General features: G+C 67.1%; 11 protein-coding genes and 1 pseudogene. 4 read left to right on the forward strand and 8 right to left on the reverse strand.

Annotated elements, in window-relative coordinates:
• Positions 1-28: 28 nt before the first annotated feature.
• The 4 genes and pseudogenes from HF577_RS03750 to HF577_RS03765 form a co-directional block, all read right to left on the reverse strand.
• The gene (locus HF577_RS03750) at positions 29-1411 is read right to left on the reverse strand and encodes a tyrosine-type recombinase/integrase (protein WP_169394299.1); all 1383 of its coding nucleotides are present in this window, start codon (positions 1409-1411) and stop codon (positions 29-31) included.
• On the reverse strand, positions 1408-1617 hold the full coding sequence (locus HF577_RS03755; protein WP_169394300.1) for a helix-turn-helix transcriptional regulator: 210 nt from the start codon (positions 1615-1617) through the stop codon (positions 1408-1410). The genes HF577_RS03750 and HF577_RS03755 overlap by 4 nt, the downstream gene beginning before the upstream one ends.
• Positions 1614-3260 (reverse strand): replication initiator, encoded by a 1647-nt coding sequence (locus HF577_RS03760; RefSeq protein WP_169394301.1) that lies wholly within the window; start codon positions 3258-3260, stop codon positions 1614-1616. The genes HF577_RS03755 and HF577_RS03760 overlap by 4 nt, the downstream gene beginning before the upstream one ends.
• A pseudogene (locus HF577_RS03765) lies at positions 3257-3982 on the reverse strand (cell division protein FtsK); the annotation flags it as partial. The pseudogene HF577_RS03765 and the gene HF577_RS03760, both read right to left, overlap by 4 nt.
• A 161-nt stretch (positions 3983-4143) precedes the next feature.
• Here HF577_RS03765 and HF577_RS37315 point away from each other — a divergent pair.
• The 4 genes from HF577_RS37315 to HF577_RS39585 all read left to right on the forward strand — a co-directional run bounded on the left by HF577_RS37315 (position 4144) and on the right by HF577_RS39585 (position 7985).
• Entirely contained in the window at positions 4144-4329 is a 186-nt protein-coding gene (locus HF577_RS37315; protein ID WP_211173749.1) for a hypothetical protein, read from the forward strand.
• Between the two features lie 3 nt (positions 4330-4332).
• Positions 4333-4926, forward strand: coding sequence for a hypothetical protein (locus HF577_RS03775; RefSeq protein WP_169394302.1), 594 nt, complete (start codon positions 4333-4335; stop codon positions 4924-4926).
• Positions 4927-5362: 436 nt separating this feature from the next.
• Positions 5363-6097, forward strand: coding sequence for a TIGR02391 family protein (locus HF577_RS03780; RefSeq protein WP_169394303.1), 735 nt, complete (start codon positions 5363-5365; stop codon positions 6095-6097).
• 433 nt (positions 6098-6530) lie between these two features.
• Positions 6531-7985 carry a restriction endonuclease gene (locus HF577_RS39585; RefSeq protein WP_169394304.1) on the forward strand — a complete coding sequence of 485 codons (1455 nt, stop codon included), beginning with the start codon at positions 6531-6533 and terminating at the stop codon, positions 7983-7985.
• A 1623-nt stretch (positions 7986-9608) separates the two neighbouring features.
• On the opposite strand, the gene HF577_RS03790 is transcribed toward HF577_RS39585, so the two are convergent.
• From HF577_RS03790 to HF577_RS03805, 4 genes are all read right to left on the reverse strand, one after another.
• Positions 9609-10388 carry a DUF899 domain-containing protein gene (locus HF577_RS03790; protein WP_169394305.1) on the reverse strand — a complete coding sequence of 260 codons (780 nt, stop codon included), beginning with the start codon at positions 10386-10388 and terminating at the stop codon, positions 9609-9611.
• Positions 10389-10564: 176 nt separating this feature from the next.
• Positions 10565-11134, reverse strand: a complete 570-nt coding sequence (locus tag HF577_RS03795; protein WP_169394306.1) for a TIGR03086 family metal-binding protein — start codon at positions 11132-11134, stop codon at positions 10565-10567.
• 186 nt (positions 11135-11320) lie between these two features.
• Positions 11321-11839, reverse strand: coding sequence for an HXXEE domain-containing protein (locus tag HF577_RS03800; RefSeq protein ID WP_169394307.1), 519 nt, complete (start codon positions 11837-11839; stop codon positions 11321-11323).
• A gap of 151 nt (positions 11840-11990) precedes the next feature.
• Positions 11991-12965: a hypothetical protein gene (locus HF577_RS03805; RefSeq protein ID WP_169394308.1), complete on the reverse strand. Its 975-nt coding sequence runs from the start codon at positions 12963-12965 to the stop codon at positions 11991-11993.
• Between the last annotated feature and the right edge of the window lie 7 nt (positions 12966-12972).

A 12972-nucleotide genomic window follows, 5' to 3' on the forward strand; every position in this document is an offset into this window, starting at 1 on the left:
GGTATCCACGGACGCATCACGGACGCGATCATGAACCGCCGTCCCGGAGAGCCTGCTCGACCCGTCGGCGGAGCGCGTCGTCCTGGCCAGCGATGCACTTGGCGTAGACCCGAAGCAAGACGTCGACGCTGTGGCCGGCCCAGGCAGCTATCTGAGGAGCGGGCACACCTCCGTTAAGCCACGTCGACACGGCCGCGTGCCGGAGGTCGTAGGGGCGGCGAGCGAGCGGTGAGGCGGCTTCCTCCGGAATGAAGGCCGTGGTTCGGGCGGAGGCCCACAGCCGGCCGTAGAGGCTTTCCGAGAGCGGGCCGCCTCGCACACCGCGGAACAGCCGGCCGTCGGGGGCTGTGCCGTGCTCCTCGAGGTGTTCGCGTAGGAGCGCGGTCAGCTCCGGCGGAGACGGCACGATCCGCACTTCCTCTGTGCCGCGGTGCTTGAGCTGGCGGGGCTCACGACGAGTGCCCGACTGGCTCCATGAGCGGCCGGCGGACGGCGCGGAGGTGGTCAGGTACAGCTCGCCCCAGCCCTTCGCCGGCAGCGACAGCGCTTCCTTCCTCAAGTCGACTGCTTCACCGGGTCGTAGCGCGGCGTAGTACATGACTGCGAAGAACGCGACCAGGCGGTCACCGGAGGGCAGTCGCCGGACAGCTGCGAGGAGCGCACGCGCCTGGCCGTGGTTGATGACGACGCGCGGGTTGACGGCCTCCGTGACCTTCGGTGCCCGCCATTTGATCGCCGCAATCGGGTTGGCTGTGAGGTGCCCGAGCTCCACGGCGTACTCGACCGCGTTGTAGAAGATCGCCCGCTTGCGGCTCACCGTGGCCGCGGCCGCCGGCTTTCCATCCATCCGCAGCGCGAGGGCGTCGAGGGCGGGTCTCAGCACCGCCAGGTCGGCGAGATCAGCGACGGGTCGTGTGTGCGCCGCGATCCATCGTTGTGCGCGGATCAGTTCCCCCGGAGGCGGACCCGCCGCACGACGTCGAGCGTTGAACGACCATCCATAGAGCACGGCCCGCATGGTCGTATCCGCCGGCCTGCTCTTGGTCGAGGAGAGCAACGCCGGTGTCACCGTGGCAAGTGACTCGGCGATGCCTTGGCGGCTCTTGCCGGCCGCGTGCGGCCACTTCATGTCGACATAGGTGCACGCGTGCTCGTACCAGCTTGTCAGCGCCAGATCTTCCGGTTGCCAGGAGACTGGCCGGCCGGTAGCCACATCGAACGGTTCGCCCTGCCTGGCCAGACTCAGCAGATCAGCGCGGAAGCTCTCGGCGAGCGCGCGCGTGGTGAAGCTGTCGTGCCACTCCTTCCGCCCGACGACCCACCGAACCCGGTATGTCGTGCCGCTCCGCCAGGCGCGCTTCGTCACTCCCCACACCCGCACGTCGTAGGTAGCGCCGTCACGGCCGCTCATGCCACGTCTCCGAGCGCAGCAAGCCAGGCGTCGAAATCGGCTCGGCGGATGCGGATTGCCCCGTTCGGGAGCCGGATGCAGCGCGGGCCCTTCCGGACCTGCCGCCACTGGTAGAAGGTCGATCGGGCTATCTGCAGCTCCGCACACACCTGATCCACCGTCAGATGCTCCGTCGCTCCCCGCACCCCGGTTGCCGATCGCTTCACGCTGCCGCCCCCTCCGGTAGCTGACTACTAGCGACGAGCTGCGCGGCCTCATAGTCGGCTTTCCAGCGTTGGCGTTCGGAGATCGCCGACAGCAGAAGCGCAGGTCGAGTGGGGACGTCGGGATCACCGGGCTTGGTGCGTTCCCACTCGAACGGTCCGTCGTCGACGGCGTAGCCGGGGCGGACGCCGGCCTTGTCGAGGAGTTGCCGAACGAACTGGGCGCGTTCGGTGGCGTGGTCGGCGAGGGTCTTGCCCGACCATTTGCGGGAGACGAGAACGCGGCGTCCGGCGATGCCGAGGTGTTCGGCTTTGTGTGCCTTGCCCTTGCACTGTCCCGGCGTGGTGGAGAGGCGGGCGCCCTTGGGTTGGATGCCGTAGAGCAGCCACACCGGGCAGCGGGGCGAGCAGGGTGTGATGCGGAGTTCGGCGACGAGTCGGCGGTGGTGTGCGCGCATCCGTTCGGTGGCGTTGTCGTCGATGCCGGCGGCGCGGGCGACGTCTTTGGTCAGGTATTTGGTGAGGTAGCCGATGTGGCGGCCGGCTTCTTCGGTGCCGCCGAGGATGCCTTTCACGTGTACCTGCGTCCCGAACTGCACGACGTGGGCGGGGCGGGTCAGGTCTTCGCAGGCTTCGTCGAAGGTGGGCAGGGGTTCGCGGGTGTCGGGGTCGACGAAGCCCTTGGCGCGGTCGTCCCAGCGCGGCAGGTGGTTCCCTGAGTAGATCTGCACGTCGTGCGCCGGCCACCAGACTTGGTGGTAGGTGGCGGCGGCGATGGCGCGGAGTTCAGCCCGGGGGATGGTGCCGCGGATGGCGGCGTGGAAGTGCGGGGCGCCGCGGCGTTGGGGTTCGACGGTGCCGAAGTACTGCACGTCCCAGCCGACGCAGCGGCGCGTGTTCTGCCAGAACCGGTTGACGATCTTCGGGAAGTGGATCGCGTCCCGGGCGGCGCGCCGGTAGTCGTAGCTGTCGGGGTCGAGCGCAGCCCCGTTGTTGTCGACGCGGCCGTAGGAGTCGAGGGTGAGGGTGAGGAAGGTGGAGGGCCGGTAGCGGCCTCCGAACACCCGGCCCACTGTCCTGTTCTCCACCGGACGGCGCGGCAGGTTGGGTGCGTCCTGACGTCGGCGGGTTGAGCGTTTGCGCGCGGGCTTGTCCGGCGGGTCGAGTGGTTCGAGCCGGCCGGTGACTCCCGCAGCGCGGAGGGCGTCGTCCAGTTCAGCGACGGTCTCTCGGATCTCCTCACATTCCTCGTCGTCCCCGTCGGCGCGGGCGGCCTGGTAGGCGGCGTGCAGGTCTGCCCGCGCGGCGAGCAGCTGCTTCTGCTCCGCGGTGGGGTCCGGCCGGGCGGGGACGGGTTCTTCCTCGAGGTGCCAACCCTGGCGGCACTGGGCCATGCGCAGTCGCCGGTTCTTCTCCGCGCAGGGCCGACACAGATCCTCCCGACGTGCCCCACACGGCACCGGCACGACATCCACGCGACCCGTGGTGAGATCGATCCGGCGCATTGCGAGTGGGCGCACGCACACGCCGTGGTCCTCGGCGAGCTGGCGGGCGACGTCCCCGGTCAGGGCGAGCAGGGCCTTCTGCGCGCGGGTGAGCTGGTCGTGATCGACCACAGCCGGTGTTGCGTCGGTGGGTGTGCTCATGCAACACCGCCAGCGGCGGCCGGGACGCGGGCGGGCAGGGTCAGCAGCTCGCCCGTCCCGGTCGAAGTCGGCTCGGCGACGAACGTTTCGAGGGCTTTGATCGTCTCGTCCGGCACCCAGCCCGCACGGACGCGGAGAGGTTCGCGGATGCCTTCGCCGAACAGGAAGCCCACGCCGGCCTCGGATTCGCCGATGCGGTTGGCCCAGGCGCCGCGGTCATAGGCGTGTTCGCCGAGCACCATCGCCACGTGGCTCTTGGAGGCGACGCGCAGGCAGATGCGGCGCGGGAACAGCTCGCGGACGGGGACGGTGTCTTTGGTGGGTTCCTGCACGTAGCCGCGCACGGTGTAGCCGAGCGCCCGACCCTGCGTCGTTAGGAGGGCGACGCGTTCGGTGATGGCTTCGCGGGTTTTGCGGTCGCCGACGTAGCGGATCAGGGCGCCGATCTCGTCGAACTCCAGCAGCTCCAACGGGTGCTCCCGCGAGATCGGCACGGTGCGGACGCGTCCGGCGTGTTCGGCCTTGCGGGCTTCCATGCCCTCGACCAGGTCGTCGAGCAAGGCGAGTGCGTCCTTGGAGGTGACGGCGTAGCGGTGGAAGATCCGCCGGCCGTAGGCCAACTCCATCCCCTTCGGGTCGATCCCCGACACCCGCACCAGCCCGTCGCGGATGGCCGGGGCGATGGAGACGATCGGCGACCAGGAGACCGAGTTCTTTCCGGCAGCTCATGGACAGCGACGCGAGGCTCGGAATGGTCCGCGACGACGGGCGCTGGTGGATCGTCGACAAGACCACGGGGGAGCGGTTTGGATCACCGCTTGGCGAGCAACCCCGCAGATATGGAGACATCGGCTACCTTTCCCGCCGCCGAGACGGAGACCGCGTGATCATCCACGTTGCCGGCATCCACAGCCCCGGCTCGCGCGGGGTCGTGCACTACCTCGCCCACCACCTCCCCGAGCTGTACCAGCAGACCCGTGACGGGTCGTTCAGTCTCGCCATTCGCTGCCACCTCGACGGCCTCACCGTCACCGGCAGCGAAATCCTCACCGGTCCCCACCTCTGGTAACCCGTGAAGGTCCACACTGCCCAACTCGCCGGCGACGGAACCAACGCCGACCGCGTATTTGTCACCGATAACGCCGTTATTATGCTCGATGGCGCGAGCGCATTCGAACCGGTCGACGTCGAGCCCGGCACATACGCCGAAACCCTAGGCCGTAATCTCGCTGACGAACTCTTTAAGGCGCCGGGAGTGCCAATCGCCGAGGCTGTGGCGGACGCGATCGGTCGCACTACCGCGAAACTTAACCTGCGCTCCGGCGCATCCCCATCCAGCACTGTCGCTGTCCTACGGGTCCGCCCCAGGGCTGCCGACCTGTATGTGCTCGGTGACAGCGCGATCTACTACGGCACTGGCCGCCGAACGCAACGGCTGGTCGACAACCGACTCTCGACAGCCGCGACGAGAGAGCATGCGCACTACCTCGCGCAGCTCCGGGCTGGCCATGGCTACAACGACGCGCATCGCGGCGCCCTCGTCCGGCTCCAGCGCGCACAACGGCAAGCCCGTAATGTCGAGGGCGGTTATTGGATCGCCGAAGCCGACCCAGCAGCAGCCAACCGGGCGCTCACCGCGACCCTGCACCGAGATTCGATTAATTGAGCGGTACTCGCAACCGACGGGGCCGCCGACTTCATTGACCACGACGGCCGCGACTGGCGCAGCATTGCGCAGTTTGGCACGAACCAGCTTGAGGCGCTCCTGTATTCTATTCACGATTGGGAGCGCAAGTCCGACCCTGACGGCCGGCGTCTGCCGCGGGCGAAGCGCCACGACGACAAGACCATAGGAGCTATCGCCTCGCTTTGGGAGTGATGCTTCGGCCTCACGATACGTCTCTAAACGCATGTTCGAATTTCCTATCCCGGGCCGGCCGCGCGAGGCTATGCCTGTCCAGCACCAAGCGCTCGTGTGGGGCGTGTGGCATCTGGTCGTTCTCGCGCGCGGCTGAGTGGGGTTCTGACTCCGCCCTGGCCGTCGCGAGCGCCTCGGTGAACCCCGGAGCGGAGGGCGTTGGGGTCTCCGGTAGATTCACAACATGGACCGGCCGTGGATGATTGAGCGGCTCAACGCCTTTATTGATCTCGCCGAAGAGAGCTTGACCCTGGCGAACCCCTATAAGGCTGAGCGCAAGGCGCTTCAACGGAAGCTACAAGAGTCTGATCCCGTCATCCGCGAGATTTTAAATGCTGTACGCCCCGGCCTCGGGGACTACAGGAAGACGGCTACTTCCGGCTGGTCTGGCGCAAGAACAGCCGCGCAAACGGCGGTCGGGATCCTAAAAGAATTGGACGATCTGAGGAACCGTCTTGCGCCTGACTCGCCGACGCTTCCGGCAGATACGTTCCATCCCTGGGTCTGGGATGCGGCCCGTACGTTCTGGGAGTCCCGGCATTACGCCCAAGCTGTTGAGCAAGCATGGAAATCTATCAACGCTCATCTGCAAAACAAGGTAGGACGACGTGACGTGTCGGATGACGCGCTCGTAAATGCGGCCTTGCCGATGACTGAGCCGAAGGCTGGTAACGCTCGGCTGCACCTGCCGGGCGATAGATCCTCTCCGACGTGGGTCAGCCGTCAACGGGGCCTGCACATGATGGGGCAGGCTTGTGCCGCAGGAATTCGGAACGTTGTAGCACATGAGCTGGACTTGGATCTGCCGTCGCAAGTTGCGCTGGAATACTTGGCAGCGCTGAGCGTCCTGGCACGATGGATCGACGAAACTGAACTGGTTACCGCCGGGGTCGGGATGCCCGACAACTCGGTTGCGTAGTTTCCGCCCCGTCGGGCGAGCGGATCACCGGGGCGCCGTGCCATCGCGTCGACATCCCGTAGTGGTACCACATGGCCGCCCGCGGGAGCGTGGCAACGTCGAGTCCCGCTGCATCGAGGGCTGTTGACCTCGGCAGTGGGGTTGGGTCGTGCCAGCTCCCGGGTGGCGCTCGCCGGCACTGGCCAGCGATCAGCTGCGTGTGCCCAGATCTGCGACCGCCAACCCATCGCCTATTCCTTTCAGTAGTTCGGTGCAAGCGCCCAGCAGAGTGAAGTTGCCGCGGTGCGCGTTGATATGTCGCAGACTACTCCATTTAGGTGATCTATCCTGACTGATCCATTTAGGTGCTCGCTCTGGCGTGCGTCTCCGGCTTTGATAGCTAGAGCTAAGCAGCCGTACTCGCCGATCGGCAGTTGACACGGGGGAGCGTCAGGTGGCGACGCAGTGGGAGCGCGAACAGCGTAAGCTGCAAGAAGAAGCTGAATTCGCAAAGCGAGAAGAAGCCGTTCATGAACGCAATGCGAAGATAGATTCGCATCTTACGCGGCTTGAGTCTACGCTCGCAGTTGGAGTGCGAGAAGCAGTGAGCCTAGATTACAATAAGCGAGTTCTGCCGGTGCCCGACACAGCATCCGTCCCTGGGCCCAGAAAAGAGCGCGAACCGGTACTGGAGGACTATCTTCCTCGTACGCCGAGCGTGCTAACAAGGGCAGTTCCCGGGTGGGAGAATCGCCACAAATTGAAGTGCGAAAAGGGTCGCGCTGAATACGACGCTGCGCATAAGGTTTGGGCAAACTGGACACAGAAAGAGAATTCGAAGTATGTCGAGCGTCTCGCCGACGCGGAAGCGCGTTTTGCGGCGGCGCGCGCGGAAAATGAATTGATCCGCAAGTATCAGGCTGAAGCCTCGAACGGGACTCAAAGGAGTGTGGAGGACTATGCAAAATGGGCCTTGGGTGCAAGTCGTTACGGCTTCGATGTCGAATTCTCGCTGAGGTACCTTCCGAGCAGGAAGGAACTCCTGCTCGAGGTGCAGTTCCCCAGCGTGGAGGCCGTAATTCCCGACACGTTGAAATGGGTGCATGTCAAGGTTCGCAAGTCGGTGGAGTCGAAGGGTAGGACAAAGGAGGACCGCAATAGGCGATACAAGCAGCTAATCGCTCAGATCACCCTCCGGTCGTTGTATGAATGCTTCCATGTCGACAAGTTTGGACACATCGACCGCATCTCTTTTAAAGGTATTGTAGAGGGCGTTAGTCCGATCACGGGACGCCTTGTTAGGGCACCTGTAATCTCTCTAAGAGTAGATAGAGTTTCGTTTCTTGACCGCGACTTCGCGCGGGTGGATGCAGTCAAGCTACTGCAGAGCCTTCGGGCAAATGTCTCGAATGAGCCAACTGAATTGAAGCCAATTCCCCTCGTTGTCGAGTTCGACGTGAGCGATCCACGTTTGATTGAAGAGGAGGATGTTCTGTCGAGGCTTGATGATCGCGATAATCTGATAGATCTCACTCCTCCGCAGTTCGAGGCTGTGATAACTAACCTGTTCAACCGAATGGGCTACGAAGCCTATCCCACTATTCGGTCGAAGGATGGGGGTGTGGACTGTATTGCCTACTTTCGTGACCCCGTTGGTGTGATTAAATGTGTCGTGCAAGCCAAAAAATGGACCATGCCCGTAGGCGTTGACGCAGTACGAGACCTGGCAGGTGCCATGGATCATGAAAGGGCCAGTAAGGGGATCTTGATAACGACTTCGCGAGTTGCTCCTGCGGGCAAGAAGTTCGTTGAAGGTAAGCCGATGCAGCTTATAGAGGGCGATGAGTTGCTTGGCCTGATCGAGAAACACACCGATCTGAGAGTTACGATTGTGTTCCCGCCGAAGTAGCAGGTGTGGCCGCAACATGGGTCGACGGGTTAGCACTGCCACACGGGGGACCGGCTGGCGACGCCGCGGTTGTGACAGGCAGACATGTGGGCGACGCCGCCTGGGATGGAGCGCGCCCGCCGGCTGACGTAGTACAAAGACATCAGTAGTCGTCGTAGCCCGCGCGGGCCCTTGCCGAATCCCTCTCTTCAGGATCAAGCGCGCCGCCTCCGGCGGCGCGGGCCGGCCACGCCGGCCCGGCGTCCACCCCTCTACCTCCGGCCCGGGGCGGCCGCCGGCCCGCCTACCCGGCCCCACCCTGGAGCTAGCGCAGATCCCCAGATGACAGGTCAAGCACTCAGAACCAGTCCCGCCGCTGCCACCAATAGTGACGTGAGTCCACAGATGGATCCGGCACGGTCACGGCGACGAACGAGCGGTCCAGCCGGTCCACGGCCTTCCGCAGCGGCTCCGCGCGACGCGGTCCAAGAGCATGGATGGCCGCGTCCAGGGTCGTGCGCGCACTTACGCCCATGGCCTCGTCATAGGGGTCCTTATCCCAGCGTCGCGGCCCGCGGGGGATGCGGGTGTATGCCTGCCAGGCATACAGCGCACCCGCCACGCCATGGGAATCGATTTCCGGACGCTGCAACCGATCGAGAGCCCAAGACGTCGTGCGTGGCAGACCGCGAATCCGTGCGGGACGGATGTCGTGGCGCCCCTGCTGTCGGGGTGGATGCTTACGACCCACTGACCTTTCGTGATGTCGCCATACCCTGCATCGTGCCCCCCGAGGGACCGAGGATCAAGCGGGCTCCGCCCACACCCGGCACCGCTTCGGAGATCGGGGGAGTGCGGCAGGGTGGTGATCTCCTCACGGCGCGCCGAGACGGCAACCAGGCTGAGGGGTGGGCCGCAAGGCTGGACTGAGTACCTTGCACCCCACCCCTCAGCCTGGCAGGGACGAGCCCGCGCCGCGAGGAGATCACCACAAGGACCCGGCGTGCGAGGGGCAAGAACAACCCGCGCGGACTATGCACGGACGCAAACAGGTGGAGCAGCCTTCCACCGCAGGTCAGAGCCGATATGACAGCGCACTGTAAATCCGTCGGCTTAGCCTACGAAGGTTCGAATCCTTCACCTGCCACACCCAGGCCGAACGGCCCCTGAACTGCGGAAACGCAGGACAGGGGCCGTTTCGCTGTTGTCCGGCCGTGTCCGGTTGCGTCCCAGCTTCTCTGTCGACGGACCGTGCCCGGACCGATCGAGTGCGCCGCCTCCGGCGGCGCGGGGCCGACGGTTTTCGAGCTACGTCGCGCCACGTGAGGAGATGGCTGCGGACCCAGCCGGACGAAAGGTGGGGCCGGTCGAGCCGATCGAGAGCGCGGCTGGTGGACAGCGGAACGCCGTGAATCGGCGTGGGGTGTCGCTGACGACGGTTGCGAGCCCGTACTTGGGCCGGTCGCCTACGCGGCATGGACCTTTCGGATCAAAGCCATGGCCTCAGGCTGCCAGAGAGCGTGGGAAATCTCCCGCCCACAAACGCGCGCCCGTTATGCCCGTCGCAGTCCCCATGGGCTCTGCGAGGGCCGCAACCAGCGCGCCGAACGACAGTCGGCCACGGTCGCTCAAGAGACGGCACCGTCAGTGGTGGTGGCCGTTCCGGCCCAGGGACTCCACGGGGGTCGCGCCGGGGCGGGTCCACTGCGGCACCGGGCGGCTGGTCGGGCCCCAGGTGGCGTTCCCCTCCGCGTCCGAGCGCCACGACCAGCACGCCGGACGCCCCTCGGGCCGGTCCTCGGGCTTGTCCTCCCACGTCTCGCCGCGGCCGTAAGGCGTCATGTCGAGCAGGCTCATGGACCCGTTGACCGGCTCGTTGCCACGGCCCGTCGTGGAGTAGGTGAGGAACACACGGACCCCGTCGTGCAGGAAGCAGGTGATGAAACCCATGTTGCCGCCGACCGGCTCCTCCACACCGCGCACCGAGTACCAGGGCTGGGTGTAACCCATGAACTCGACGTAGGAGGCCACCTCGTCCCACGGGCCCGTGGTCAGGACGGCGAACGAGACGCCGCGGGCGTTGAGGTAGACGGCGTCCTTCAGGTGCCAGGCCGTGGTCGTGCACCCCTCGCACTGCCCCTGGTGCGGCGCTCCGTCGAACCACATGTGCTTGTAGACCACGAGTTCGTCGCGACCCTGGAACAGGTCCAGGAACGGGACCGGGCCGTCCGGTCCCACGACCTCGACCGTCCCGTCGAGCTCCACCATCGGCAGCCGGCGGCGGGCCGCGGCGAGGGCGTCGCCCTCGCGCGTGTGGGCCTTCTCGCGGACCAGGAGCTCGTCACGGGCGGCCTGCCAGGTGGCCAGGTCGACGACGGGCGGGGCGCCGGGCAGCGTGGTCGGGCTGCTCGGCGTGGTCGTCATGGCGTCCTCCGTGGTGTCTCGTGCCGCGCGTTACGACGCCAGAACAGACCCGCGGCCCGGCCGGAACTCATCGGCAGGCCGGCATTGCCGAACGCGACGCGCGCCCGTTGTGGTCCTCGCAGCACCTACGGGCCCTGCGAGGACCGGAACCAGCGCGCGGGTCGGGCGGCAGCCCTTCACAGGGGGTTGCGCCCGATGAAGGCGAGCATCCTCATCTGCGCGTCGGCGTCGTCGGGGACGTCGACCTTCGGCCCGTACTGCCCGCTGGAGCGCAGCACGTCGTCGAGGGGCTGCATCTGCTCCAGCAGGGCGGCGCAGCGCTGAGAGTCGAGGGTCTCGTCCTGGCCGGTGGCGCGGGCGAGGTCCCACGTGTGCATGAAGACGTCGTTGGTGAAGAACTGCGCGATCGCCATGGGCAGCGCCACCTCGCCGATGTGCCGGTCGACCAGCTTCTTGTCGGCCGAGGCGGGGTCGTCGAGGACGGCCTGGACGCCGTCGCTCATGGTGCGCCAGGCGGACACCGGGTCCTCGTCGACGCTGGGCCCCTGCGGCAGGGTCACGCCAGCGCCGCCGGCCAGGAAGCCGGGAAACCACTCGATGAGGTGCCCCACGACGTCGCGGGCGGTCCATTCGGGGACAGGGGACCGGCGGCTCCACGTGGCATCGTCGGGCACGGCCTCGACGAGCTGCGTGAAGCGGCCGGCGATCTCGCGGTACTCGTCGGCGGGGGTCTGGTTCGCGATCACTGGATCGTCTCCCTTGGGGCCGGAGGGTGCGACGGCGATACCCGTCGCGGTCGCTGAGATAGACCACGGCCCCGAGCTCAACTCATCGGCAGACCAGCGGGGCCGATCGCGACGCGCGCCCGTTGTGGGCCTCGCAGTGCCCACGGGCCCTGCGAGGCCCCTGGCCAGCGCGCGGAACGACGGGCGTCAGCTGAGCCGGAGGGGGCGCAGTCTCCGGCCGAGAGCGAGGGCACCGGACGCGACGGCGTGCGCAGCCCCGATCGACAGCGGGACGAACGCGAGAGCGGCCGTCGGGATCTCGGCCTTCTCCACGCCGGCCTTGCGCAGCTCGCGCCACGCCCACCAGGAGAAGGGCACGACGACGGTCGGCGTGGTGAGGAGTCCTGGGGTGTATCCGCCGGTCACCACCGCTGAGGTGAGGTGCGGGACGGCGTGGGCGCCGAAGCCGGTCAGTACGGCCTGGAAGAAGGGGCTGCGACCGTTGCTGCGGTCGCCCGCCACCGATGCCGCCGCGATGAGACCGCCCATGAGGCCGATGGCCAGCGCCGTGTGGGCCTGGCTCCCGGACAGGCGTCGCCACACGTGGTCCGGCACAGCGGGAAGCCTCTGCTTCAGCCGGGGATGCGCGCCCGCGACCCAGCGGGGGATCGCTATGAGCTCCTCCGCGTCGTGGATCGCCCAGGCGACGAACAGTCCCCACGTCACCGTCCGGCTCACTCGCTGTTGCGGCATGTTCCCCCCGGAGCTCGCACGCGACCGTACGGGCCCGGACCAGGACGGGAATCATTCTTTGGTCGGATATTCTCGGGTGGGCGGTTTCGCCGAACACAACCCGGGCAAGAATTCTCGCCCCCGCTCAGCCGAGAGTCTGGAACCCGCTGAGCACGGCAAAGAGATACTGCGCGGCGAGGAGCACCACCGACGCGATACCGCCCCACCACACCCACCGGGAGACCGGCGGGGCGTTGCGCCACAGCGCCACGCCCACCGGGACGAGTGCGGCGGCCAGGAGGACCGCGCCGGTCAGCGAGTTGAGGTCGGTGCCCTTCAGCACCCCGCTGTAGTGGGTCAGCATGAACGCCACGGCGAGCGCGGGCACCCAGCCGAGCACCCGGGCCCGGTAGGCGCCGATCGCCAGCACGCCCCACGCGACGTTGTCGGTGCCGTTGAGGGGGACGAGCACGTACCAGGCGCCGTAGGTGTCAGCGACAGCGGCGGTCGCGGCCCCCAGCCCCTGCACGCCGACGAGTTGCAGCGCGAGGAAGCTGATTCCCTCCTGGAAGATGCGGACGCAGCAGCCCACGACCGCGGTGGTGGCGCCCCAGAACGCCCAGCCCGGCTGCTCCCGGCCGATCAGCCCGGCCAGCGCGAGCGATGCCGGGACCATCAGCACCAGTCCGGCCGTGTACAGCGCGTACGAGGTGAGCAGGATGCCTGGATCGGTGACCATGCCCGACAGCTGTGCCGGGAAGAAGTAGTAGTGCCCCGACCGGACCGCCTCTGCGACGAGCAGCAGCAGTGGCGCCGCGACGAGCGTCGCCGCGCCGGACCGCGGACCAGGCCACCCGGCGCCGGGACCGTCCGGCACGCGGACCAGGAACGCCGAGCCGTCGCGGGGGAGCAGCAGGCATCCGGCCAGCAGACCTGCACCCAGCGCCCCGGCGGCGGAGGCGAGGTCGGCGAGCTGCGTGCTGGCCCAGCGCACGCTGCCCACCCCGGTCAGTTCGACGAGCGCGTACCCGGCCACCCCGCCCACGACGACCGCACCGACGAACACCACTGCCGCCCGCACCGCTGGTCCCGCCCGGACCCGCGCCCCCGCTTCGATCACGGCGGCC

Source organism: Pseudonocardia xinjiangensis (assembly GCF_012911925.1).
Taxonomy (GTDB): Bacteria; Actinomycetota; Actinomycetes; order Mycobacteriales; family Pseudonocardiaceae; genus Pseudonocardia; species Pseudonocardia xinjiangensis.